General features: G+C 43.9%; 19 protein-coding genes. 9 read left to right on the forward strand and 10 right to left on the reverse strand.

Annotated elements, in window-relative coordinates:
• Positions 1 to 127 precede the first annotated feature (127 nt).
• Positions 128 to 2,782 carry a C39 family peptidase gene (locus P2A85_RS23800; protein ID WP_377475835.1) on the reverse strand — a complete coding sequence of 885 codons (2,655 nt, stop codon included), beginning with the start codon at positions 2,780 to 2,782 and terminating at the stop codon, positions 128 to 130.
• 85 nt (positions 2,783 to 2,867) lie between these two features.
• Between P2A85_RS23800 and P2A85_RS23805 the strand changes: the two genes are divergently transcribed.
• Positions 2,868 to 3,023: a hypothetical protein gene (locus P2A85_RS23805; protein ID WP_371113623.1), complete on the forward strand. Its 156-nt coding sequence runs from the start codon at positions 2,868 to 2,870 to the stop codon at positions 3,021 to 3,023.
• A gap of 5 nt (positions 3,024 to 3,028) precedes the next feature.
• Here P2A85_RS23805 and P2A85_RS23810 read toward each other — a convergent pair whose 3' ends face one another.
• Positions 3,029 to 3,469 (reverse strand): peroxiredoxin, encoded by a 441-nt coding sequence (locus P2A85_RS23810; protein ID WP_340523081.1) that lies wholly within the window; start codon positions 3,467 to 3,469, stop codon positions 3,029 to 3,031.
• 302 nt (positions 3,470 to 3,771) lie between these two features.
• Positions 3,772 to 5,262 carry a catalase gene (locus P2A85_RS23815; protein WP_377475836.1) on the reverse strand — a complete coding sequence of 497 codons (1,491 nt, stop codon included), beginning with the start codon at positions 5,260 to 5,262 and terminating at the stop codon, positions 3,772 to 3,774.
• 150 nt (positions 5,263 to 5,412) lie between these two features.
• Here P2A85_RS23815 and P2A85_RS23820 point away from each other — a divergent pair, with 150 nt between their 5' ends.
• From P2A85_RS23820 to ileS, 5 genes are all read left to right on the forward strand, one after another.
• Positions 5,413 to 6,603: an AAA family ATPase gene (locus P2A85_RS23820; RefSeq protein ID WP_377475837.1), complete on the forward strand. Its 1,191-nt coding sequence runs from the start codon at positions 5,413 to 5,415 to the stop codon at positions 6,601 to 6,603.
• A 3-nt stretch (positions 6,604 to 6,606) separates the two neighbouring features.
• Positions 6,607 to 7,317: a DUF4276 family protein gene (locus P2A85_RS23825; protein WP_377475838.1), complete on the forward strand. Its 711-nt coding sequence runs from the start codon at positions 6,607 to 6,609 to the stop codon at positions 7,315 to 7,317.
• A gap of 72 nt (positions 7,318 to 7,389) precedes the next feature.
• Positions 7,390 to 7,800 carry an Npun_F0494 family protein gene (locus tag P2A85_RS23830; protein WP_377475839.1) on the forward strand — a complete coding sequence of 137 codons (411 nt, stop codon included), beginning with the start codon at positions 7,390 to 7,392 and terminating at the stop codon, positions 7,798 to 7,800.
• 261 nt (positions 7,801 to 8,061) lie between these two features.
• Entirely contained in the window at positions 8,062 to 8,226 is a 165-nt protein-coding gene (locus tag P2A85_RS23835) for a hypothetical protein (RefSeq protein WP_377475840.1), read from the forward strand.
• 436 nt (positions 8,227 to 8,662) lie between these two features.
• Positions 8,663 to 12,277: an isoleucine--tRNA ligase gene (gene ileS / locus P2A85_RS23840; protein WP_377475842.1), complete on the forward strand. Its 3,615-nt coding sequence runs from the start codon at positions 8,663 to 8,665 to the stop codon at positions 12,275 to 12,277.
• A 16-nt stretch (positions 12,278 to 12,293) separates the two neighbouring features.
• Here the strand turns inward: ileS and P2A85_RS23845 are convergent, their stop codons facing one another.
• The 3 genes from P2A85_RS23845 to P2A85_RS23855 form a co-directional block, all read right to left on the reverse strand.
• Complete coding sequence (locus P2A85_RS23845) at positions 12,294 to 12,680, reverse strand: hypothetical protein (RefSeq protein WP_377475843.1); 387 nt, start codon at positions 12,678 to 12,680, stop codon at positions 12,294 to 12,296.
• 154 nt (positions 12,681 to 12,834) lie between these two features.
• On the reverse strand, positions 12,835 to 13,545 hold the full coding sequence (locus P2A85_RS23850; protein WP_377475844.1) for a hypothetical protein: 711 nt from the start codon (positions 13,543 to 13,545) through the stop codon (positions 12,835 to 12,837).
• Position 13,546: 1 nt separating this feature from the next.
• Entirely contained in the window at positions 13,547 to 14,716 is a 1,170-nt protein-coding gene (locus P2A85_RS23855) for an AAA family ATPase (RefSeq protein ID WP_377475845.1), read from the reverse strand.
• Positions 14,717 to 15,101: 385 nt separating this feature from the next.
• On the opposite strand from P2A85_RS23855, the gene P2A85_RS23860 reads away from it, so the two are divergent.
• Positions 15,102 to 16,754, forward strand: coding sequence for an ABC1 kinase family protein (locus tag P2A85_RS23860; protein WP_377475846.1), 1,653 nt, complete (start codon positions 15,102 to 15,104; stop codon positions 16,752 to 16,754).
• A gap of 46 nt (positions 16,755 to 16,800) precedes the next feature.
• Here P2A85_RS23860 and P2A85_RS23865 read toward each other — a convergent pair whose 3' ends face one another.
• The 4 genes from P2A85_RS23865 to P2A85_RS23880 all read right to left on the reverse strand — a co-directional run bounded on the left by P2A85_RS23865 (position 16,801) and on the right by P2A85_RS23880 (position 22,526).
• Entirely contained in the window at positions 16,801 to 17,289 is a 489-nt protein-coding gene (locus P2A85_RS23865) for a hypothetical protein (protein ID WP_377475847.1), read from the reverse strand.
• Between the two features lie 155 nt (positions 17,290 to 17,444).
• Entirely contained in the window at positions 17,445 to 20,666 is a 3,222-nt protein-coding gene (locus P2A85_RS23870) for a PAS domain-containing sensor histidine kinase (RefSeq protein WP_377475848.1), read from the reverse strand.
• 110 nt (positions 20,667 to 20,776) lie between these two features.
• Positions 20,777 to 21,907, reverse strand: a complete 1,131-nt coding sequence (locus P2A85_RS23875; RefSeq protein WP_377475849.1) for an aldo/keto reductase — start codon at positions 21,905 to 21,907, stop codon at positions 20,777 to 20,779.
• Positions 21,908 to 22,019: 112 nt separating this feature from the next.
• Positions 22,020 to 22,526 carry a bifunctional nuclease family protein gene (locus P2A85_RS23880; RefSeq protein ID WP_340524078.1) on the reverse strand — a complete coding sequence of 169 codons (507 nt, stop codon included), beginning with the start codon at positions 22,524 to 22,526 and terminating at the stop codon, positions 22,020 to 22,022.
• Positions 22,527 to 23,096: 570 nt separating this feature from the next.
• Between P2A85_RS23880 and ribE the strand changes: the two genes are divergently transcribed.
• Both ribE and P2A85_RS23890 read left to right on the forward strand, forming a co-directional pair.
• Positions 23,097 to 23,810, forward strand: coding sequence for a riboflavin synthase (gene ribE, locus P2A85_RS23885; RefSeq protein WP_377481675.1), 714 nt, complete (start codon positions 23,097 to 23,099; stop codon positions 23,808 to 23,810).
• A gap of 228 nt (positions 23,811 to 24,038) precedes the next feature.
• Positions 24,039 to 24,422, forward strand: coding sequence for a hypothetical protein (locus P2A85_RS23890; RefSeq protein WP_377475712.1), 384 nt, complete (start codon positions 24,039 to 24,041; stop codon positions 24,420 to 24,422).
• Positions 24,423 to 24,558 lie beyond the last annotated feature (136 nt).

Genomic DNA, 24,558 nt, shown 5'->3' on the forward strand with positions numbered 1-24,558 from the left:
ATACTTTTAGCTTGTACCCAAGTTTCGATCGCCCTAAATCCTGATTAACAAGGGTGACTTTGAATACTCTTATCCACCCTTTTGTAGGGGCGGTGCCTGTGAGTCCCCGCCCTCTCTCTCTGTTAAATTAGCGCGAGATAAAATGCGCCCAAATATTCCCATCTGGCCCGGCGACTTGATTCATATAATTGTAAGGATACATCAACTTTCTACCCTCAGTATCCCTATAACCAGTGAGTGCATCTCCCCACGGATCTTGGACGATATAACCGTCGGAATTGTAACCAATTAAGGTGATAATATGACCGGAAGCAGTAAAATCTCCGGCTAAAACCACTGGCCGCCGATTCAACAATTCCGATCGCAAATCAGCCCATTTCCGAGTCGTACTAAAACTCGTCTTGAACCCATAGGCTTTAATCAGCGCCGAAAGCACGTTATGATCCGTTTGTGAACCCTGGCCCGCATAATCAAAACACCACTGCAATAACTCATCCTCCAACTGTCCGCCCCACTTAGAACGAACGCCATAGTAATAAAGTACCATCGCGATCGCAGTTACATTGCAAGTAGACCAATCAAAACGGGGATTATCGCGCTGAGAAAAATAGGGCACATTCAATTCCACATTATTGGGAATTGGGTCGAAAACTTTATCGCCCCGCTTAAACTGAATAGAAGTAGGAACAACAAAACCTGTATTGCCAAAATTAGGCAGTTCTTCCGTCAAAGAAATCTTCAGGTGATTTCCTTCCAAACCGTAGCTTTCCACACCGTAAACTCGACCCAGAGGCAACGTAGTCCTTTCCGTCGCGCTCAATTGGTTAGCATCAACTGCTCGTTTTTTTAACACCGTTGGTTGCAACATTGTTACGGTCAAAGCATCGGGGTCAAAGGTAATTTCTTTATTTAATTTTTTCATTTGAACGTGACGCCAATAGATAAATCCTACATTCCCAAAATCAGGAATAGATTCGGCAAGAGTTACCCGAAAATGACCCAAAATGCAGGCATAGCCAGTAATGGCATAGGTACTGCCTAAAATTAGGTCAGCCACCTGATTTGCTGGGAGTTTCAGTGAATCTTCCGGTGCACCTTTAATCTGGGTGGTTTGAGTTACCAAAAGTTGAGCGCTGATGTTAGTATTGGGTACATCAGCTAGGTCAAATTTGAGAATTTTTGTACCTTTGGCTAGCTGAACATCGGGTTCATAAAAATAGCCAAAAGTGCCGATCGGCGTAATTGCCGCATCCAAAACCACCTTGAGATGGCCGTCAATAAATCCGTACTTGTTAACAATCAAAGTTTGCCCAGCTTTGACCAGAATTTTTTGCTGATTGTTTAGTCGAGAAGAGTCCACTGGAGCTACTTTAAATAAAGTATCAGAAACTATCTTTAAAGTCAAATCTTTGCCGACAGTTAAGGGGTCAGAACTTACGGTAATATAAATGATTTGACTGCCAGTAACATTGCCTTTGCTATCAGTGGCTCGCAGTCGCAGCCACCGAGCTCCAGGCGTGCTAAATCCTGTGGCTAAATTTACTTGCCAAGTGCCTGCTGTTTGGTTTAGTGTGACGTTTAGTGGCAGCTTATCCTCGGCTATGACTTCAACTTTGACTGCTTCTTGTTTATCAAAAGTACCTGAAAGTGCGATCGTCTGATTCAGCAACACTTCCGTCGGACCTTGATAAGTTAAATTTGGTGCCGGATTGAAAGATTTGCCACCGCGGGCAAATTGTACAAAATCGGGAAAAATAAAACCGGTATTACCAAAGGGCGGTAAATTTTCAGTAAGAGAGACTTTAATGTGGCCTTGTTCGATGGAGAATCCGCTAATTCCGTAAATTATTCCCGCTGGTAAAGTAATTTTTTCCTGTGGTTGCAGAGTCGCTGCATTCGCTGGTCGCTTTTTAAACACAGTAGTTTTGAGAACAGTCATGGTGACAGCATTTCTGTCATAGGGAATACCTCGACCATTTTGCAAAATTTGGACGTGCTGGGAGTACAGAAAACCGGAAGTTCCCAAGTTGGGTATGGGGCGATCGAAGGTGACTCGAAAATGATTTTCCATGCAAGCATAGCCGAGGATATTGAAGGTTTCTCCCTGGCTGAGGTCTACTTTTTGACTGGAGGATAAGGTAGCGGAATCGGCGGGGCTGAGCTTCAATTTACTTTTTTTGACTACCCAAAGTAACTGCATTCCCGGTGGGGGTGTGGGTAAGTCAGTGCGATCGAATCTGAGAACTTTTGCACCTTTGGTGAGCAAAACGTGTTCTTCATAGAAATAGCCAGATTTTCCTACCGGAGAAATGGGATTATTTAGTTCTACTCTCAGGTGTCTATCGTCTAACTCATAATCTGCTAGCAGATAGGTTTGACCGGCGATTGTGTCGGCTTTTTGTTGGTCATTGAGACTGGCTGATGCGATTGTTCCCGCTTTAAATTTGGTATTTTGGAGGACAACTAACATCAACAAGGGAAGGGCGGAGTTAGTAGCAGGATTGACTTTGATATTAAATGTTTGTTCGCCGATAACTTTGCCTGTTTTATCAGTTGCTTTTACTTGCAATGTGCGAATTCCAGGGTTGTCGAAGCCTTTGGCTAAACCAATACTCCAAGTACCTGTAGATAAATTTATTTCTACATTCAGGGCATTTGTGCCTTCGGTTGCTGAAATCCCAGCCACTCGATTTTTGTCAAAAATACCCACTAGGGCGGAGGCTCGATTCGCCTCAATTTCTTGAGGGCCTAAGTAGGTCAAAATACTGGTGCTGTTTGTCATCTCAATCTCTCTTAGCTAGGTTTGCTGTTAAATCTGGCTGTTAATTTAAAATTGGCACAAATTTGGTAATTGTTCAGCTATCACAATGATAAATTCTGATTTTATCAAACATAACTGCTCGATCGCAAACAAAACCGCCCCTAGATTCAGTCTCAGGGCGGTAAGTGCCTTTAAGTTCGATCGGCTAAACTATGGTGACGAGAATATTCACCTGTCGATCGACATGATTAATTTTACTTAACCTAACTACACAATTGTTACCAGAATATCTTGAGCGTGAGTGTCAACTTTCATGGTTTCTCCTTCAAAAACTTGAATGATTTTGCCCGTACCATCGATGACAAAGGTGACGCGCTTGGCATAATCACCTTTTTCGACATCGTAGGCTTTGGTAATCGCGCCATCCACATCTGCTAATAGCTGGAAAGGCAAACAATATTTTTCTGTGAACTTCTGGTGAGATTCCTCGTTATCGCGGCTGACACCGAGAACTACAATATCTTTGTCCTTGTATTCTTCATAGGCTGCTTTGAAGCTTTGGGCTTGTCTGGTACAGCCTGGTGTATCGTCTTTGGGGTAGAAATACAAGATGACGGTTTTACCGGCGAATTCGGAGAGGGAGACGGTTTTGCCGTTGGTGTCTTTGGCGGTAAATTGAGGGGCGGCGCATCCAACTGGTAAAGTCATAGTTTTGGTTTCCCTTGTTTGGTTTTTCTTGCAGTTCCTCAACTTATTTTACTTGGTTATGTGCTTTTGTAATAGGCTTTTGTTGAAAATTGCGATCGCCTCTAAGATAAATTCCGGTTGCACCGGAATAATATAGAGGATACGGCAGTGCCCATTGGTGTCAAATTAAGGTTCATTCCACAGTCCGACAGGGGTTTAAACCCCTGCCTCAAAGCTAAAGTCCTCTCAAGAGGACTAATGAGTTCTTCAGTCCTCTTTGAGAGGACTTTAGCTATTAGACAGGGAATTCATTCCCTGGCGGACTACACGCCCACCGGTTGAGCCGCAGCGGGCATCATCGATGGATCGAGCTTAATCCCTAAACCTTCTGCCACTTGGCGGCCGTAATTCGGATCGGCGCGGAAGAAATGGCACAGTTGGCGCATCTGAATATCCGGTTTTGCTGCACCCAAACTTTCGACAATATTAGCGACAAGCCGCTGCTGTGCGTCGGGTTTCATCAAGCGATAGAGGTCTCCTGCTTGAGTATAATCGTCATTGCCTTTACGGTGATCGTAGCGATCGACTTTGACATTTCCTAAGTCCCAAGCTGGGTCAGCATAGACACAGTTTTGCTTCGGCGTATCCTCATGGCTGTTAGGTTCGTAGTTCGGCGCGCTACCACCGTTGTTACCCAATGCCATTGCGCCATCCCGCTGGTAGTGCATCACCGGACACTTTGGTTGATTAACTGGCAATTGCTGATAGTTTGTACCGAGACGATAGCGTTGAGCATCTGCATAGGACATGATGCGAGATTGCAGCACTTTATCTGGAGAGAAGCTAATTCCTGGAACGACATTAGAAGGAGAAAACGCCGCCTGTTCTACTTCTGCAAAAAAGTTTTGGGGATTGCGGTTGAGTTCGAGAGTTCCCACATCAATTAACGGAAACTCAGAATGCTTCCACACTTTCGTCAAATCAAAGGGGTTTTCGTGATACTCTGCCGCCTGGGCTTCGGTCATTACTTGAATGCAAAACCGCCACTTGGGATAATTACCTTGTTCTATTGTTTCAAACAAATCGCGAGTCGAATGATCGGGATCTTCGCCTTTAATCCGCATCGCTTCTTCGGCGGTAAAATTTTCAATACCTTGCATAGTTTTGAAGTGGAATTTGCACCAAACCCGTTCTCCTTGAGCATTGATTAGGCTGAACGTATGGCTACCAAAACCGTGCATATGGCGGTGGTTTTTCGGCGTACCGCGATCGGAAAACAAAATTGTCACCTGATGCAGAGATTCTGGACTCAGCGACCAGAAATCCCACTTAGCGTTAGGATCTTTGAGATGCGTTTGCGGATGGCGCTTTTGGGTGTGGATAAAATCAGGGAATTTAAGCGGATCGCGGATGAAGAAAACAGGCGTATTGTTGCCCACTAAATCCCAGTTACCTTCTTCGGTGTAGAATTTGAGCGAAAAGCCTCTGGGGTCACGTTCGGTATCTGCTGAACCTTTTTCGCCGCCTACGGTAGAGAAGCGGAGCAGAACCTGAGTTTGTTTGCCAATTTCTGAGAATAGCTGAGCTTTGGTATAGCGAGTAATGTCATGGGTGATGGTCAACGTGCCAAATGCAGCGGCTCCTTTAGCATGGACAACGCGCTCAGGAATGCGTTCTCGGTTGAAGTGAGCCAGCTTCTCCATCAGGTGAAAATCCTGCATGAGAATAGGCCCGCGTTCACCTGCTGTCAAGGAGTTCTGGTTATCTGCAACTGGAATCCCGTCAGCCGTTGTCAATGTTTTGTGTTCTATCATGGTGGGTAAGTCGATTGCTGTATCCTCAGTGTTCCATAGGTTTCTGGGACGGGGGTCTATCTGCGGAGGTAATTTTCAGATGTGCGATCGGGTGTTATATTATAGGTGTTTCATCTGTTATAAAAATTTTGTAGGAAAGGTAACAAATTTATGAAGCTAGATATTTTTGAGTATGTATATAATAAAGGTCTGCCTGGTGAATGGCGAGTCGAAGAGTGTCGATTAAGCCAAACAAATTTAATTGTAGGTAAAAATGCTACTGGTAAAACAAAAATTGTGAGGGCAATAGATACTCTCTCAAAGTTACTATCAGAAAGTAGATCTCTTGCTCCCCAACCCAAAAGCTATGAATGGCGTTTGCTGTTTGATACTGATCTGCCTGAACAACAAACAGAATATATATTGAAAATAGAGAAAGGTCTTGTAATTAAAGAAAAATTAATTATAGGCAGTAGAAGCGATGAGCCACTTTTAGATAGGGATGAATCAGGTGAAGGTATTATATTCACTCAAGAAATTGCTCGACATATACGGTTTCAAACTGACCAAACAGAACTCGCAGTTGTTAAGCGTAGAGACTCTATTCAGCATCCATTTTTAGAGAATTTATATCAATGGTCTAGTTCCCTAAGATTTTATGAGTTTGGAGCACAGCTAGGGAAAGATACGATGGCTCTTATTCGTTCCACAATGGAATTACTAAAAAATCAAACCGATTTCAAGGATTCTAATTTTGTGGTCGGTATATTTGTGATTGGAAAACAGGAAATAGGCGAGCCGTTTATAAAAGCAATTCTCTCTGATATGAGAGAAATTGGTTATAAATTATCAGAGATTGGCACAAAAGTGCCATCTTTAATCAATCCCGATATTTCTGTTGATAGCCCAGATAACTTACCACAATTTTTATATATTCAGGAAGAAGATTTAACTTCTGTTACAGAACAATCAGAAATTTCACAAGGAATGTTTCGAGCTTTATCATTGTTTATTCAAATTAACTACTCTTTACTAGCGAGTAAACCTAGTTGTATTGTGATTGATGATATTGGAGAAGGGTTAGATTATCAACGCTCTTCCTCTATAATTAAAATTCTAATAGACAAAGCTCAAACAGGATTAATTCAACTTATTATGACTACCAATGATGAGTTTATTATGAATGGTGTTCCGATAGAATATTGGTCATTGATTGAACGAACTCCTGGGAGTGCAAAATTACATAATCTTTCTAATTCACGCGATAAGATTGAAGAATTTAAGTTTATTGGACTTAACAACTTTGATTTGTTCACCAGTGAGTTTCTGTTACAAAAAGAAGGTGATGAAGAGGCAGAATAAATTATGACACCAAAGAAAATTGCTTGTTTTGTTGAAGGACAAACAGAACAGATATTTGTTGAAAGGTTATTTCAGGAAATTGCTGGGCATAAAAAAATATCTATTGAAACTTTTAAATTTCAAGGCCGTAAAGATAATCGTAGAATTCAATCACTTCAACAGAGTATAAAAAAAGATGCTCCTTTCTTTGTTCTTATATATAATTGCGATTGTGATTCTCAGGTACTTTCTGATATCAGAAAAGAGCATGACCGTCTAACGAATAGTGGCTATGAAAAAATTATAGGACTTAGGGATTTATACCCACAGCCTTTAGAAAAAAAGCAAGAAATAGAAAAAGGAATCAGAGGATTTTTGAAACCTTTGCAAAAAATAGGAGTTCCAATTTATGTAGTTTTAGCTGTAATGGAAGTTGAAGCATGGTTTTTAGCAGAATGTAATTATTTGGCTAAAATAGATAATCGTTTAACCTGTGATTTTATCCTACAAAAATGTGGTTTAGACCTAAGAATTCTAGATCCTGAACAAAGGGCACATCCTAGTCAAGATTTAGATGAAATTTATCGATTAGTAAGTAGAAATTATGATAAAAGCGAAAAAGCCTCGCAAGAGATTATAAATAATCTTGATTATGAACTTTTGTATTTGCACTTGGTTAACAGTGTTAAGCAACTCAAAAGGTTTATTGATGAGATAGATAGTTTCTTGGTTTAGTAAATCAACCGCCAAACTTACCATATAATCGGTAACAATTAAAAATATACAACCTATTCAGAGGTTCTCTAAATGACTTTTATCCCATCGGAAGCGTTTAAATCTATTAGTTATCCCGATCGCACTGTCAAAAGAGCCGATCGCGCGATCCGGTGCAGCCCATTTCAATTACACTTCTTCCAGACCATCCGCGATAACAGCGTTTTCCTAACTACGATCGCCTCAAATTCCGGTGTCGAACGCGGCTACACCCGATCGCCCGTAGCCGAACTCACAGCCGAAAACTCCCTGCTGTGGCTGATCCAAGTCGGCGTACTGCGGCGAGAAGTAGACGGACAAGGGATTACCGACAGTTTTCGCCTCACGCCCCTGGGCCGCCAACTCGTGGAAAAATGGGAACAGGAAGGAAATAAAGTGCCGGATGCTTCATTGTGCGATCGCCTGGGAAATGCCTTTAGCCGCGGGTTGGGACTGTTTCTATGAGATTTTCTCGCTTGCCACAGTCTGACAGATAGTCCGACAATCCGACAGTCCGACAGTCCGACAATCCGACAGTCCGACAGTCCGACAGGGAATGAATTCCCTGTCTCATAGCGAAAGTCGGTTAAAACCGACTGCAAGTGTCAATTCAATTCGATGTTGAGTTTCGCATAAAACCGACTGCAAGTCTAAATTCAACTTGATATTGAGTTTCGCATTTCACGTTAATCAACCTCCTCAGTCCTCTTTCAGAGGACTTGTGCTATGAGACAGGGATTTCAATCCCTGTCGGACTCGCCGTCAAACGAGTTAGACCGCGATCGCACCATAGCAGTTTTTGAAGCACCGGGCGATCGCCTCCCCGTTCCACCTTTCGCCGAATCCTTTAATCTAACTGTTGGTGAAATGTTCGGTTGGCTGAGTCAGTAGCGCCACCTGGATTTATGAATGATTTTTTAACCACAGAGGGCGCAGAGGGCGCAGAGGTAGAGAAGAGAGAGCACCCTACGGATTTGCTTTGAGCGAATGTGCGTGCGATCGCCTATACTAGAATATCTAACTGTCAGCTCTTCAAGCACGAGAGAGGACTAAAGTCCTGACTACAAACTAATTATGATTATTTAACCGGACTTGATAAGTAAGTCCATCTAACTAAACTTAAAATATCGATGGCTAAAAAACTTACTGTATAAGCACTGTTCCTTCTTCCGGAATTTCCCCCGTTGGGGGGGGTTCTTCCTTCTTCCTTCTTCCTTCTTCCTTCTTCCTTCTTCCTTATTTCCCCCCTTGGGGGGGGCAGGGGGGGGTTCTTCCGTCTTCCTTCTTCCTTCTACTAACAACTAACTACAGAAAACGTTTCTCAAAAATGGAAGCTAAATCTTACAAAGACACAGTAAATCTGCCCCAAACCAAGTTTGAAATGCGCGCCAACGCCGTCAAACGAGAACCGGAATTGCAACAATTTTGGGCTGACGAACACATCTACGATCGCCTTTCGGAAAATAATCCGGGCGACTTGTTCATCCTCCATGATGGCCCACCCTACGCTAACGGCCAACTCCACATCGGCCACGCCCTCAACAAAATCCTCAAAGATTTCATCAATCGCTACCAGATGCTTTGCGGCAAAAAAGTTCGCTACGTCCCCGGCTGGGATTGTCACGGATTGCCGATCGAACTTCAAGTCTTGAAAAACATGAAATCGGACGATCGCCTCAATCTTACCCCGATCGAACTCCGTCGCAAAGCCGCCGCCTTCGCCCAAGAAACCGTCGAACAACAACGCGCCTCCTTCAAAACCTACGGCGTTTGGGGCGACTGGGCCCATCCCTATTTAACCCTGAAGCCGGAATACGAAGCCGCCCAAATCGGCGTATTCGGTGAAATGGTGCTCAAAGGCTACATCTACCGTGGCTTCAAACCAGTTCACTGGAGTCCGAGTTCCAAAACTGCCCTCGCTGAAGCTGAATTAGAATATCCTGAAGGCCACACTTCGCGCAGCATCTACGTTGGCTTCCACGTCAAAAAACTGTCAAAATCTTTGCAATCGAAGAAGGCGGGCACGGGGGCACCGCCCCTACAGCGCTATATGCCGAGCCTCTGGGCAGCGATTTGGACGACTACCCCCTGGACGATTCCGGCCAACTTGGCGATCGCCGTCAATCCCGAATTGGATTACGCGGTGGTGGAACCGCCGGCAAATTCTAACATCGCCCAACAATTCATGTTAGTTGCTGTCGATGCAGTCGATCGGCTGTCGGCAACTTTTAACACTGAATTAAAAATACTTGCAACCTTCAAAGGCAAAGAATTAGAAGGCTGCATCTACAAACATCCATTGTTCGATCGCGAAAGCCCGATCGTGGCTGGCGGCGATTACATTACTGCTGATTCTGGGACGGGATTGGTACACACCGCACCGGGCCACGGACAAGAAGACTTTATCGTCGGAAAACGCTGCGGCTTACCAGTTTTGACTCCCGTAGATGAAAACGGAAATTTCACCGCAGAAGCCGGAGTATTCGCAGGTCTAAATGTCCTCGGAAATGGCAATAGCGCAGTCATTGATGCTCTTTCCGAAGCAAATGCTTTGATTAAAGAGGAAAGTTACGCTCACTCCTATCCTTACGATTGGCGCACTAAAAAGCCAACTATTTTTAGGGCGACGGAACAATGGTTTGCTTCGGTGGAAGGGTTCCGTGATGAAGCGTTAAAAGCCATTTCTAATGTGAATTGGATTCCCGCCCAAGGTGAAAATCGGATTACTGCAATGGTAGGCGATCGATCGGATTGGTGCATCTCCCGCCAGCGGACTTGGGGCGTTCCGATTCCGGTATTCTACGATGAAGAAACTAACGAACCGCTGTTAAACGAAGAAACTATCGCCCACGTCCAAGCAATTATTGCTGACAAGGGTTCTGATGCTTGGTGGGAATTGTCGATCGCCGAATTACTGCCGGAATCTTACCGCAATAACGGCCGCACTTACCGCAAGGGAACGGACACGATGGATGTGTGGTTTGACTCTGGTTCTTCCTGGGCCGCAGTGGCTAAAGGGCGATCGGAATTGAACTATCCTGCTGATATGTATTTGGAAGGTTCAGACCAACATCGCGGTTGGTTTCAATCCAGTTTACTCACCAGCGTAGCAACTAATGGTGTGGCTCCTTACAAAACAGTTTTGACTCATGGTTTTGTGCTGGATGAAAAAGGCCGCAAGATGAGCAAATCTGAAGGAAATGTTGTCGATCCAGCCTTGGTAATTAAGGAATACGGGGCCGATGTTTTGCGGTTGTGGGTGTCTTCGGTAGACTACTCGGCCGATGTGCCTTTGGGCAAAAACATTCTCAAACAGCAGTCGGATGTTTACCGCAAAATTCGCAATACAGCTAAGTTTTTGCTGGGGAATTTGCACGACTTCGACCCCGCAAAAGATGCCGTCCCTTACGCGGAATTGCCGGAACTCGATCGCTATATGTTGCACAGAATGGGCGAAGTTTTTGCGGAAGTAAAGGATGCTTTTGATAACTTCCAATTTTCCCGATTTTTCCAAACTGTGCAAAATTTCTGTACGGTGGACTTGTCGAGTTTTTATCTGGATATTGCCAAGGATAGACTTTACATCAGCGCTACAGATGCTCACCGCCGCCGGAGTTGTCAGACGGTGATTGCGATCGCTGTGGAGAATTTGGCAAAGGCGATCGCACCTGTGTTGTGTCACATGGCTGAGGATATTTGGCAATATATTCCCTATCCCACACCATACAAATCAGTGTTTGAATCGGGTTGGGTAGAATTGGATGCTTCATGGCACAATCCAGAATTGGCGACTCGTTGGCAATATTTGCGGCAAGTGCGTGGGGAAGTTAACAAGGTTTTGGAACAGGCTAGGATTCAAAAGACGATCGGTTCTTCTTTGGAAGCTAAGGTTTTATTGTATGTTCCTGATGTTGAAAAAAGAGAGCAGTTACAAGCTTTGAATCCTAGTAGTGAGGGATTGCTGGAGTTTGTGCGATCGCAAAATTCAATTATCGAGTTAGCAGCCGCGGAAAAAGCTAAAGCAGCACAAGATCTACAGGAAGCACAAGCAGCAAATGTTGCCAAGGTCTTGACAGAAAAGACAATTCATGTAGAGGAGGAAACCATCGCAGAGGGCGATCGACCTTCAGAAGTCATCGAATATTCTGCCGTTGAACCCTCGGTTCCTGATGCACAGCCAATCTTCGAGCGAGTTGCTCAGTTTGCAGCAGATATACCTACCTACCTGGGCAATTTCTTCACAGAATACCAAAAGGTTTTGGTAACAGTTGGCTTGTTGGCCTCACTCTTGGTAACTGGTAAAGTAACCCTGGGAATCTTGGATACAATAAATCAAATTCCCATGCTGGGGGGACTGTTGGAAATCATCGGTATCCTATTCACCATTTGGTTTGCTTTCCGTCATTTGTTGTTCGCAGCTAGCCGTCAAGAACTGGCAGAAAATATTGAGTTGCTGACAGCAGATGTGCTGGGCAAGACCAGCGCGATTGTGATTGCAGAAACCCAGGCGATCGTACTCACAGCCCCAGTAGAAACAGCGATTGTAGCAGTACCTGAAATCCCGAAAATGGTACTGGCGAACTCAGTCGAACCACTGATGGTAGAAGTACCTGAAATCCAGACAACAGAATTAATTGCTGCCGAACCAAAATTAGAAACACCGGCCCAAATACCTGTAATTTCTAATTTAGTAATGACCGGCAACGGTGTAGACGAATTGCGCTATTTGTTCATTACTTCGGCAGTGGAACTAATAGAATCAAATCAGGTTCTGCAAGAGTTACCTTACAACTTCCAGTCTCCTGATTTGGCGATTGGTGTAGTCAAAGCAGATGGCGAAAAGTGCGATCGTTGCTGGAATTATTCTACTCACGTCGGGGAGTCGATCGAACATCCGCTAATTTGCGAACGCTGTGTCTGTGCAGTAGCTGGAGAATTCTAAGTACAAGAATCAATCTCTAAGATTTGTCTGCCAATCCATTCGGCAATTCCTGGGACAACGGCATTACCAAGGAGTCTCCCTCGGCGACTGTCCATCCTGGAGGAAATCCCATCAGCCTTTCCCATTCTGTCCAAGTCAAGTTTCTCGCCACAGAGTATTGGTCTGTCAGAATGGCCTCCTTGATGTCCTCCAGTTTGGGCGCGTAACGTGGGGCAGACGCTTTTTGCCAAGGTATACCCGAAGCCACCGCGACGTTGTACCACAAGCGGAGTGTCTCCGATAATGCTTTCACAAACACTCGATCGAGTTTCCTTCTCCCTCGATTTTCGCGCCGCAGAATTCCCAGACAATTCGCCGCTGTCAGTAAAGATTCTACAGGCACGTTTCGATCTAAAACTGGCAATAAAGAACACTCTGTAGGAGTTTGAGAAGACTTTGGAGGCGGCGGCCGAGTTGGCGAGAAATGAAGAGGCGATCGCCACTTTGGCAAACCGAGTTATGCTTCCACTTGTTACGGCGATAAGGAGAGGACGCAGAAGATTAAACGGGCGATCCAGTTATTCATTAGAATCTACTTCCTTCTTGAAATACTTAGCAAATTCACTTAATGAGTTATTTCGTGCGATCGTTCGATCGGTAATCTCTAGTTTCTCGGCAACTTTATCTGAGTCATTCTCAGAATATTGCTGTTTTTTAAAATCTCTATCTTTAAGTTGAGGATTTATCTTTTTTACAATATCTTTAGAAAAATCAACTAAATACTCTTTAGCATTTTTTCCTCCCGATTCAGCTTCAATTATCAAATCTGTTTGACCTTTTTGATATTTTTCAGCAAATTTTTTCCATTTCGGATCGTTTCTAGTTCTGAGATTTTTTGTAAAATAGCAACAAATACCAAGACAATCTACCAACAACCAAGCTTCAAGTTCTTGACGTATAAGTATTAACAAACATTTACCTTGAGATTGTTCTACAACTCTATTAATTCTATTAATTAGAGAATTAGGTTCTTGCAATCGTTGAGCTTGAGATTGTACACCATCTGCATCAAGTAAAAATATCACTAATTCGCTGTTTTTAAGATAAATATCAACTGCCTTTTTTAGACCATCCCCTCCGGTTTTTTTGATTGCTTGATTAAAAGCTACTTTATCACTATTCAAAACAGTTATATTGGAATCATAGTATTTAACAATCTTCTTAGCTATACAGCAAACAGTTTTACTATCAAAATCTGACTCTGGAGCCCAGATAAGAATATTAGTCATACTATTGTTCTAAAATTCCTTGTAGTAGATGACTATGATAAATTGCACTGCCTACTCCAAAGTCTCTCATCCATTCAGATAAATCATCCCGACTTTTCCCTAACTCATCTACGGGAAAAGCCTGTGTTCCAACGTCATCTATTTTGCTTAGAAGCAGTACAGAAACATCTGAGTTTATTTCATCCAAATTGAAACAATCAAGTAACTGGGAACTATGAGTTGTAATAATTACCTGTGTTTTTTGAGACAGTTTTTTTACTACAGATGCAACCTCTCTTAGCAGTCCTGGATGAAGATTGCGTTCAGGTTCTTCAATCCCAATCAGTGTAGGTAGATGATCTTGATGAAGTAGCACGTAATAAGCCATAATTCGCAGAGTACCATCTGACATATTGGATAAAGGAATCTCTAGACTATCTTTTTCCAATACTTTAATGATTTTCTCTCCTTCTTCGTCCACTAACTTTAAGCTTATACCCAGACAATCATCCAGTTCTTGACTAACTAATTCAAATTTTTCTCGATCGTTCTCAGCCCAGTATTGTAAAACATCTTGAATTTCCCTACCTGTGCTACCCAGACTGGGAATAGTTTCTGTGTTCATTACAATATTGTCGCCAATTACAAACATAGGACTACCTCTCATCAACTCAGGATCTAAATTGTAGAAGTCCCAATTGATGATAAATTCTGCAATTCGGCCAGTAAATGGTCTGTCCCCAAAATCACCGGCAGACTTTAATGCTAAGTTGCCAGCTTTAGATTGATATCTCTGAGAATTCCTTCCTTTTTCATCTCGCACTGTACCCTCGCCATTTTTGGCTTCTATTACTTTATGCTTACCTATCACAAGTTTCTCGTGCGAATAAGATAATTTTCCTTCTTCTATAGAAACAGATAGAGTATACTCGGCTGTCTTCTTAGCTTCTTTGACATTAATAGAAAAAGTAATATCTTCATTTCCCCCAAATCTCAAGAATTTTTGCATGAACTCCACAGGGGGAGGAGAACCAATTTTTAGCATCAAGCTGAGAATCGATAACGCCTGTAAAGAATTAGACTTTCCGCTAGAATTACACCCCACTAAAATCGTTAAATCTTTAAAATTTAATGTGAGATCGCCTAAGCTCCTAAAGTTTTTAATGTTAGCCGATACAAGTTCAATACTCATAGGTAAATTTAATTTGTAGCACAGTAAACTAATTAAGGGTCAACGTGAGGAAAGCCCCAGCGATTATTTTTAATAACATAGCATTTAGAAAACTCTAGACCATAAAGCCCATAATACCATCAGGAGTAATAGCTTCATCCCCTTCGCCCCCTTCGCCCTCTCATATAAAATCCTCTCTTCATCGTCCTGTATTAAACTCTCTCTTCTCTTGCTTCGCGTACTACCCTACGGGAACCCCTGCGGGGAACGCGCCTTCGCGGTTAAATCATTCCGATACAACCGGAATTGATATCACCCCAAGTTATTCCCCTAGATACTGGTGTGCCCACTCAACAGCGCTATCCTAGTAGTTATAGCCCTTAAACCCGATCGACCCGGAGGCCCCGTGTTCAGCCTAGTTCAAACCACTTCTCGCCAAGGAGAAATCCTAGAAGTCGTCTTCCGCAACGGTTGGGACTACATGAAAAGCCTCCTCACCGGCCGCAAAACCGACGCACCCAGTCTGCCACCCCCAGCAGTCCTCCGCAACATCCTGATCGAATTAGGCCCAGTGTTTGTGAAATTGGGACAATTGCTGAGTACCCGTCCCGACCTTTTACCTACAGCCTACCTCGATACTCTCTCCTCCCTGCAAGCCGATGTTCCCCCCGTACCCTGGTCGGAAGTAGAAGTGATTATCCGCCAGGAACTCAAAGTGTCGATCGAAGAAACCTTCTCCAAATTTAACACTCAAGCCGTCGCCGCCGGTTCGATCGCCCAAACCCACAAAGCCACATTAAAAGACGGCCGCCAAGTCGCCCTCAAAGTTCAGCGTCCCGGCATTGATATCATCATAGAACGAGATATTGCCGTCCTCAAAGCCTTAGCAGAACTTGTTGCCCTCACAGACTACGGTCAACAATATGATATCGTCGCCTTAGCAGAAGAATTTGCGATCGCCCTACGTGCAGAACTCGATTTCATTCAAGAAGCCAGCTACACAGACGAACTCAAACGGAACCTTTCTAAAAGCCGCTGGTTTGACCCAAAACAAATAGTTGTGCCTGAAATTCAGTGGCAATTAACCACAAAAAAACTATTAGTAATGGAGTGGCTGGACGGCGTACCAATCTTGTTAGGCGACTTGCAAGGACTTCGCCACAACGGAGATGTAGATGCCGAACGCGAAGAAATTACAACACTACTTTCTCGCGCTTTCTTTCAGCAGTTATATATTGATGGATTCTTTCACGCCGATCCACATCCCGGCAACTTATTTTATCTCAAAGATGGACGTATAGCCCTACTAGACTGTGGCATGGTCGGCCGATTAGATCCGCGAACTCAGCAGAGTTTGACAGAACTATTACTAGCAATTGTTGATTTAGACGCTCAGCGCTGCACTCAATTAACATTACAAATGGCAGAATTTGCTCAGCCTACGAGTTTGGCTAGTCTCGAAAACGATTTGGCTAAAATGCTGCGTAAGTATTACAATGTCAGCCTGTCACAAATGAACTTGTCGGAAATATTTTATGAAATGCTGGCAATCACCCGCAAAAATAAAATTCGACTGCCTAGCAACCTCGGTTTATATGCCAAAACTCTCGCTAATTTAGAAGGTCTAGCGCGCGCTTTTAATCCCAGATTTAACATTATAGAACAGGTTAAGCCACTGATGACCGATTTGTTTCGGCGTCAGTTATTCGGAGAAGATCCGGTGCAAGCTTTACTAAGAACGGCGCTGGATCTCAAAAGTTTGTCTCTGCAATCTCCACGGCAATTAGAAGTGCTGTTAGACAGAGTTACTTCGGAAACTTTGAAATGGAATTTAACTGTAAAAGAAATCGATCCCCTGCGCCGGACTTTGGGGGATTCGGCGAATAGACTGTCTTTTAGTATTGTGGTAGGTTCGCTGATTGTCGGGGCCGCAATTATTTCTTCTAATGCTCAAACTGCTCAATTATCTTTTTTGAGCAATGGTTTGTTTGCAGCCGCGAGTTTTTTGGGTTTATGGTTAGTTATTAGTATTCTGCGATCGGGTCGTTTTCGGGGATAAAAACAGTTCACAAAAATTCACTTGCTATGGGGGTGCGGAATGTGGTTTAAAATAGCTTTGGCTTTCTTTGAATACCCAAGTTTGATACAGAGTCTAAATTGATGTGGCAGTTTAGTCGATCGCCCTCGCAGAAGTAAGCAGCCAAAGCTACACCTTCACGGTTACACACTCGAACATTGTATCCATCTTCCATGGCCGCCATCCCAAACCGATTGACAAATTGATAGCGTCCTACATAATCCAATCCACTCCAAAGCTGGCGATTGACTAACAGGATAACCCAACTATTGCGAGAATTAGAATCCACAAACCAGCGATCGAGTAATTGTCCCCCAAATTGTTTTTGAGCCAACCACAAACTCGGAACACTCTTTTGGGTTTGAGAAAGTGGAGGCGATGGCAAATTAGCAATATCGCCCCTAGAACAAGCCGGCTGTTTCCCCAGTGCAGCAGGTGGCTGCGACAATAATACCGAAACAGAAATCAAACAAGCTATATAAAAATCAATATGTTTGCTCAATTGGATATAATACATTTACCTAAATCCTTATTTCTTATATCAAATCCGGTAGCATCTAAATTATTCATCTCTCTATTCTCTCCCTCTGTGTCCTCTGTGTTCTAGTAAGGTTAAATTATTCCGATGCAACCAGAAACGACATTATTTCTTATTCCTTATTCCTTCAAAATTTATAATTCATGACGCTTGAATAAAGCAGCAGGCAGAAAAACTGTAAACGTAGAACCGGAACCAATTTCACTTTCAATTTCAATATCCCCACCCATCATCTGACAAAAACGCTGACTGATAGTCAGTCCCAAACCCGTACCGCCGTACTTGCGGGTAGTGGAATTATCCGCTTGAGTAAAAGGTTGAAACAGTCGTTCTTGCTGCTCTTTAGTCATGCCAATTCCTGTATCTTTAACTCTGAAAATTAAAAAATCTGAATCCAAAATTAAAATTTGAGTAACCGTCGGTTGATATTTATTTTTTAATGCTTCACTGGTAATTCTGGCTACACCAAGTTCAATCGTACCTGCTGTCGAAAACTTAGCAGCATTGCTCAATAAATTCAATAGTACCTGCTGCACTTTCATCAAATCAGCGTGCATAGCACCGATGCCCTCACCAATATTTACGTGCAAAACATTACCGTTTTTCTCCATCAGTGGTTTGACTGTAACCGCCACTTCCTCAATTAAGCCACCCACATCGAAGCTTTCGAGACAAAGTTCCATCTTGTCAGCCTCAATTTTGGAGATATCCAAAATATCGTCAATCAATCGCAACAAATGTTTGCCAGCATTGCGAATTTTGTCTAAATCCGAGACAGTCTGTTTGTTCCCTAACTCTTCGGCATCTTCCACGAGTATATCGCTGTAGCCAATAATCGCGTTCAGGGGAGTCCGTAACTCGTGGCTCATATTTGCCAAAAACGCACTCTTGGCGCGGTTGGCCACTTCAGCAGCTTCTTTGGCCAACTGCCACGCTTCCTCAGCATCTTTGCGTTCGGTGATATCGCGCAGGGTAGCAACCACTGCTTCCACGCTGCCGTCTGTAGCGCAAACCGGGCTGAGAATATACTCGTAGTCCCGTATTCCCCAGGCTGCGGTAGGGACGATTACTTCGCCTTTGGCGGGGATGGTGGTAGCAAATACAGCGTCGCACTGTCGGTGAACTTGCTCCATAATTTTGGGAGACCAACCCAATTCCTGCCAACTTTTACCAATCATTTCTCTGGGATTCAAGCCGGCTGCTTGAGCCGCAGTGCGACTGACGTAAGTGTATCTTCCTGACTGGTTCACTAGAAAAATTAGGTCTAGGGATGCGCCCAGAATGCAGTCAACGGTTCTGGCGTGTCTGGCCACTTGAGATGTCATTTGTCTGACGGTGATGGCACCACGGACTCTGGCTGAGAGTTCTAGCCGCAAGAGTTGGTTGGATTGTTTCAGGAATAGGGTGCGTTCTTCGACTTGTATTTCTAGCTCTTTTTTAGCTTTTTCTAGGGCGAGTTCGGCAAGTTTGCGATCGCTCACATCTGTAGAAATTGTACCAACTGCATAAGCAATTCCTTGGGAGTTGTAGAGAGGAAATTTTAGGGAAATGTAGGTGTGCTGTCCGTCGTCTTGAGAGACAACTTCTTCTATGCTGAACGGTGAGTCCTCCTGGAGAACTTTCAGGTCGTTTGCTCGCAAAGTTTCAGCTTTTTCTTTAGGAAAAATATCCCAATCAGTTTTTCCGGCTATTTGCTCTTGGCTGATATGAAATAAGGTTTCAAAATAGCGGTTGACTAGGAGATATTTTCCTTCTACATCCTTAATGTAGATCACTGCTGTCGAGTTGTCTAAGATTGATTGTAATAATCCTTGGCTATTTTGTAGCGCTTTTTCAGTGTGTTCGCGCTCCACTATTTCTCGCTGCAATTCCAAGTTAAGGCGGTTTAAGTTTTGCAAGTTTTGTCTGGTCTGATTGATATTTATCAAGCAGAAACTTGTCTCTTCTGTGGATGATTTCTTGTTTAAATTGGAGTTAGCTGCTGGTAATTCTAGTTGTTTAAAAATTAAGGTTTTTGGAAAAAAGCCACTAGATTCATTGTCTATTAATAATTTTTTGTAATTAAAATCGACTGTTAATTGACGATCTAAAATTGACTGCTTTGCAAATAAATTGGGAAAATTATCAAATTTTAACTCATCCAACAATTGCGGATTTTCCCCCTCCTTCGTCTGGGAAGAAGGAATGAATCCAGGGGCTTGTGTTTCTTTAGTTCCCAAATTCCATAGCCCCAATCTCAAATTTCCTTGGCGGGCGATCGCCATTGCCAAGACCATTGGCAACCCTAGGGAAGCCCCACAAAATCCCACAATCAGCCCATAATTTTCCAGCCCGGTTTGGGCGATTCCCCTGACTAAAATTACGGGGGAATTTTTTCCTGAATAATTTAAGGTTTTTGCTGCTACTGTATAAGTTCGATTGCCTATTTTGATTTCCTTGGCAATTGTTTTACCACCTGCCACCAGTGCTGGTTTCAGGAGCAATTGTTCCATCGACTGTAAGTCTGGCAAAACTTGATTTGTGTTGACGGTTTGTGCATTTACCAAGGCATATTTGCCCTCCTTAAGCTGTGCATAAATACCGTCAAATCCCTCGATTCTTTCCTTGACCGTTTCCCCAGGGATAGCCATCGACCGTTTACTCAGATTTTTGCCTAACACTAAAGTTGCAATAACTGTCTCATTTTGGGGATTGTTTATGGGAATTGCTGTGTAAGTAACCAAGACATTGGTAGCGCTCAATCCCGCCGACTGCTGGTTTGGGAATAGTTTGTTTATTTCCGATTGACCCAGAATTTCGCTGATGGTAATTGGTTTTTTTTTCCTTAATACTCGATCGGCTATTTTTTGACGATTAAATTTTTCTCCCTGCTGCTTGGGATTAGTGCTAACAATTATCTTGCCATCTTTCCCTACTAAAACAGCACTGTCTATTTCCCCTGTTTTGACTTGATTTTCCAGTATTTGCTTGACATTTTTTTGCAAATATGGTAATTTTTTGCCACTATTGTAAGCTATGGCTGTTTGGGCGATCGACTGATTATCAAAAAAGCTTGGCAAATTCAAAGCCCAGCGATCGACTTTGAGATTATAGTTAATTTCACTAACAGCTAGTTCTGATTTAGCTTGATTTTGCAGTTGGCTAAGTCCCGCTGTCCACATCATCCACAGCGCCGCACCTGCAAGTCCCAGTGGCAATATAATTGCTAAAACCACCAGTCCCATTAGTTGTTGGCGGGTGAGAAACAACTTGTCAGTCCCAGCAAGACTGACAACAGGGGTGAATTTTTCGGAACTTTCTGTGATATTTGGCTGCGGACAATTTGACTGACCGTTGTTTAAGTTAGTCTGATCCATAGGAGTAGATGCTAAATCGGTAGTAGATGCGGGCTGCCAATTAATCTAGAGGATCGGAATGTTAATGTTTAAATTCTGCTCTTAATTACCTGGAGAAACCAGTTTTTTTTTTAATCCCACAACCGCCTGCCTGATTTGCCACCAAGGTGCTGGTGAGTATCTGCCAGCAGGGCCGGAATATCTAACTTTTCGGGACAGCGGGGCAAACATTCGCCACAATCGGTGCAGCGGTTGCCCTTATTTCCAGGAAACCAATGTCCAGCGTTTTCAAACATGGCGTAGCGGTATTTCCCAAAGTCAGTCATGTTGCAGCCGACAGCGAGATTGCGGAGTCGCAATACTTCAGGAATGTTGATGTTTTCTGGGCAGGGCAAACAGGCATAGCACTGGCTACATTTGTTCGTTCCCAGACTGGCTGCCATTACAGATTCTAAGCGATCGAATGCAGTAATTTCCATCGCTGTCAGGGGAAAGTCGCGATCGCAGCATCGGAGTGGTTCCTCTAGTTCCATCGGGTTGGCGGCTCCCACACTCAACGTCCCAATCCTAGTATCACTCAATAAAAACCGATAATTCAACTCTAGGGGTGAGAACGGCCTACATATTTCTGTCAGGGTTTCGGGCGCAGTGTAGAGTTGCCCCCCTTTGTCTGCGGGAGAAATAATAAAAATGCCCAGATCTTTTTGGCTGGCTAGTTCAATGGCCGGGGCGTTGCGCTGAAAAAAATAGTAATAATGCAGATTGACAAATTCAAACAAATCTGTATTGATAGCGGCCAGAATTAGCTCTAAGGGTCCGTGAGTGGAAAAGCCGACGTGCCGAATTCTGCCATCGGCAACAGCTTTGTCTACAGTTGCCATACAGCCTGTTTCTGCTTGTACCCAAGCCAAATGTTCCCAAGTATTTAAACCATGAATTGCCAGACAGTCTAGGTAGTCTAAATTCAGGCGTTTTAGGGACTCATCAATCGAGCGTTCCATGGCCTCTGCATCGGGCGTTGGCGAAATTTTCGTGGTGACGTGCAAGCGCGATCGATCCACAGCCAACCCAGCCGACAGGGCGACACCGAGATATTCCTCGCTGCAACCATAACCAGAGGCTGTTTCTATGTGATTGATGCCCAGAGACACAGCCTGCTGTACAGTCTGGCAGGCCGTTTCCTCAGAAGCCAAATAGCGCATGGTTCCCAAGGAAAATACGGACAGGGGCAAGTTCGTTTTGCCAAACCTTCGATAGCGCATATAGCAGAAGCAAGAAGCAAGAAGGTAGAAGGCAGAAGGAAAATTCAATAAAATCAATGGTTTGAGAAATTAAAAAATTCCTAACTGCCGAGAACGTTTCTATACATAACTACTACGAAGTTTCTCCCGAACTAAAGCCACTGCCTTTAATCAAATCCTCTGGACGAAGATTTGAGATAAATTCTCGGAAAGCTCTACGTTCGGCTTCATCAGCATCTCGATCGACCGGTATAGAAGCATCAGCGATCACTTCTTCCATCACCCAGATGGGGCTATTTGTCCGCAGGGCGAGGGCGATCGCATCGCTAGGTCGGGCATCAATTTCTTTTTTAACTTCTCCCTGACGGGCGATCAGTACGGCATAGAAGGTGTTATCTTGCAGGGAGTGAATCACGATGCGCTCCAATGTGAGATTCCAGGCTTCTAAGAAATTGACCATGAGATCGTGAGTTAAAGGTCGAGGAGGCTTGTGGCCTTCTAGAACGCTGATAATCGCCTTGGCTTGCTCTTGACCAATATAAATAGGCAAGGCGCGTCGCTCTGTAGCGTCTCTCAATAAGACTATAGGACTGCGCGTGGCTGCATCTAAGGCAATTCCAGCGACTTTCATTTCAATCATTCGATCGGCCTCATAGAATACTGTAAGGCGGTGGAGAAGTTGGACATCAAGATGACCAAGAAAATGGGATACAAGCCCCGTCCTTTTAGGACGGCTTTAATTTTGATTTTTTCGTGTTGATGGTTCATTTTAAAAGTATTATACTTTATATGGTCACAGACCCGCCCGGATCAAAGATACTCCGAAACAAATAGCAAGGTTGAAAGTCCTGTCAGAGTTGAGATTAGAAACAGGGGAAGCAAAAGGGCAATGGAAATCCAACCCAGAAATGCAAAACAAGTATTTTCTACTTGCGGAAACAACAAAAAAGTCGCCCTAGGGCATTGGGAGACTCTAAACGGACACGGATCGACCGTAAGACTAATTCGTTAGCAAGTTGAAATGATGTGTCAAGAATCACCGTACTTATGACGGGCGGTGAGTATGTCAATTGATCTTCGCCTGAATCTACAACCGATCGCACTCAAAATAATCTACCGAAAGAGGTAATAAGACCACGGATTGCTACTTCCGATCGAATTTTGGCTGTGGTTTGACGTGAATCCGCGATCGAAATACCATAAGATACCCATGTTTACAGGACTAATTCAATCTCTAGGACAACTCAAATCCCTAGGAAATGACCGCTTTCAAATTTCCTGCACCTCCAGCAGCTCCCACCAGATTTTACAAGATTTGGCGATCGGCGATAGCGTAGCCGTGGATGGTGTCTGTTTAACAGTAGTGTCCGTTTTGCCCCAAGGTTTTGTCGCCATCGCTTCCCCCGAAACTCTCAGACGGACTAATCTCGGAGCATTCCCCGATGCTATTGTTAACTTAGAAACCTCCCTACGCGCCGGCAGTAAGTTAGGCGGACATTTTGTTACCGGACACGTAGATGCGATCGGCACTTTAGCCACATCAACCCAAACCGCCAACGCCTGGGAAATGCGGTTTACAGCCCCAACAGCCATCAATTCAGGATGGCAACGTCAAATAGCACCTTACATTGTTCCCAAAGGCAGCATCGCCGTCAACGGCATCAGCCTGACTGTGGCAGATTGCGATGCAGACGGCAATTGGTTTGAAGTTTCCGTGATTCCCCACAGTTTTGATGAAACAAACCTTCGCTATTTGCAGCCAGGAAGTTTAGTTAATTTAGAAGCAGATATTTTAGGCAAATACGTCGCCAAGTTCCTCCGTAGCAGCCATAAACTACATTCCAAACCCTGGGAAGAAACCCCAGCCATTAACAGTTTGGCAGACATTACCCCGGAATTTTTAGCAGAACACGGCTTTATTTAATCAGATTTATTTCTGAGTCTGGAGTTTAGACTAAACAGCTATTAAATCACGATCGTCACCGCACTCACCAACGGCAACGGTCGCTGGCGACAAGTTATGAGGCTCAACCATAAGATAGAAGTCCAGTAAGCCATCTACAAGAATTTATGTAAAGCACAGGATGCTACCTTTGAATTAATGGATGCAGTCTTGCTGACGAGAACAGCTCAAAGTTGAGCCGATTTATCGTTGTCTTGTGTCTTTCGCCGTCAATGGTCGAGTGTCTACGAGGCAGTGCAAGATACGCGACCCGATCGAGAGCAATTAATGAAACTTTACATCGCACAAATCCCGCAGTCAGAACAGATTGTCTTAGCAGGCGACCATACAAGTTGGTCCAGACCTCATGCAAAAACCCTTAAAGAACGCACTTACGAACATTCGCCGTCACAATTAGGAGGTCGTCCGGTAACAGTAGGATATGGCTACAGCACATTGGCATGGATACCCGCAGAACAAGGCAGTTGGGCCCTGCCATTTTTGCACGAACGAATTACCAGTTGGGACTCTCCGAGCTCGTTGGCGGCTCTATTTAACAAGATTTGCGATCGCTCACTGGTATCGTTTTGCTAAAAATCGTCTTCATTGGGCTGTTCCTCAATTAAGTACGCCTGCCCAATGCGATCGATGGAGTGATTTAATGCCGTGTGTTACTTGGCAATTATGGCTGGCCCGTCACCTGGTCGCACAACGCCCATTACCTTGGCAA

Source organism: Microcoleus anatoxicus, assembly GCF_042465725.1.
Classification (GTDB): Bacteria; Cyanobacteriota; Cyanobacteriia; order Cyanobacteriales; family Microcoleaceae; genus Microcoleus; species Microcoleus anatoxicus.

What these genes read in the sequence shown, in the direction of transcription:
- P2A85_RS23800 (WP_377475835.1), bottom strand. Translation starts at nt 2,782, where the DNA reads ATGACAAACAGCACCAGTATTTTGACCTACTTAGGCCCTCAAGAAATT.
- P2A85_RS23805 (WP_371113623.1), top strand. Translation starts at nt 2,868, where the DNA reads ATGATAAATTCTGATTTTATCAAACATAACTGCTCGATCGCAAACAAA.
- P2A85_RS23810 (WP_340523081.1), bottom strand. Translation starts at nt 3,469, where the DNA reads ATGACTTTACCAGTTGGATGCGCCGCCCCTCAATTTACCGCCAAAGAC.
- P2A85_RS23815 (WP_377475836.1), bottom strand. Translation starts at nt 5,262, where the DNA reads ATGATAGAACACAAAACATTGACAACGGCTGACGGGATTCCAGTTGCA.
- P2A85_RS23820 (WP_377475837.1), top strand. Translation starts at nt 5,413, where the DNA reads ATGAAGCTAGATATTTTTGAGTATGTATATAATAAAGGTCTGCCTGGT.
- P2A85_RS23825 (WP_377475838.1), top strand. Translation starts at nt 6,607, where the DNA reads ATGACACCAAAGAAAATTGCTTGTTTTGTTGAAGGACAAACAGAACAG.
- P2A85_RS23830 (WP_377475839.1), top strand. Translation starts at nt 7,390, where the DNA reads ATGACTTTTATCCCATCGGAAGCGTTTAAATCTATTAGTTATCCCGAT.
- P2A85_RS23835 (WP_377475840.1), top strand. Translation starts at nt 8,062, where the DNA reads ATGAGACAGGGATTTCAATCCCTGTCGGACTCGCCGTCAAACGAGTTA.
- ileS (WP_377475842.1), top strand. Translation starts at nt 8,663, where the DNA reads ATGGAAGCTAAATCTTACAAAGACACAGTAAATCTGCCCCAAACCAAG.
- P2A85_RS23850 (WP_377475844.1), bottom strand. Translation starts at nt 13,545, where the DNA reads ATGACTAATATTCTTATCTGGGCTCCAGAGTCAGATTTTGATAGTAAA.
- P2A85_RS23855 (WP_377475845.1), bottom strand. Translation starts at nt 14,716, where the DNA reads ATGAGTATTGAACTTGTATCGGCTAACATTAAAAACTTTAGGAGCTTA.
- P2A85_RS23865 (WP_377475847.1), bottom strand. Translation starts at nt 17,289, where the DNA reads ATGTATTATATCCAATTGAGCAAACATATTGATTTTTATATAGCTTGT.
- P2A85_RS23870 (WP_377475848.1), bottom strand. Translation starts at nt 20,666, where the DNA reads ATGGATCAGACTAACTTAAACAACGGTCAGTCAAATTGTCCGCAGCCA.
- P2A85_RS23875 (WP_377475849.1), bottom strand. Translation starts at nt 21,907, where the DNA reads ATGCGCTATCGAAGGTTTGGCAAAACGAACTTGCCCCTGTCCGTATTT.
- P2A85_RS23880 (WP_340524078.1), bottom strand. Translation starts at nt 22,526, where the DNA reads ATGATTGAAATGAAAGTCGCTGGAATTGCCTTAGATGCAGCCACGCGC.
- ribE (WP_377481675.1), top strand. Translation starts at nt 23,097, where the DNA reads ATGTTTACAGGACTAATTCAATCTCTAGGACAACTCAAATCCCTAGGA.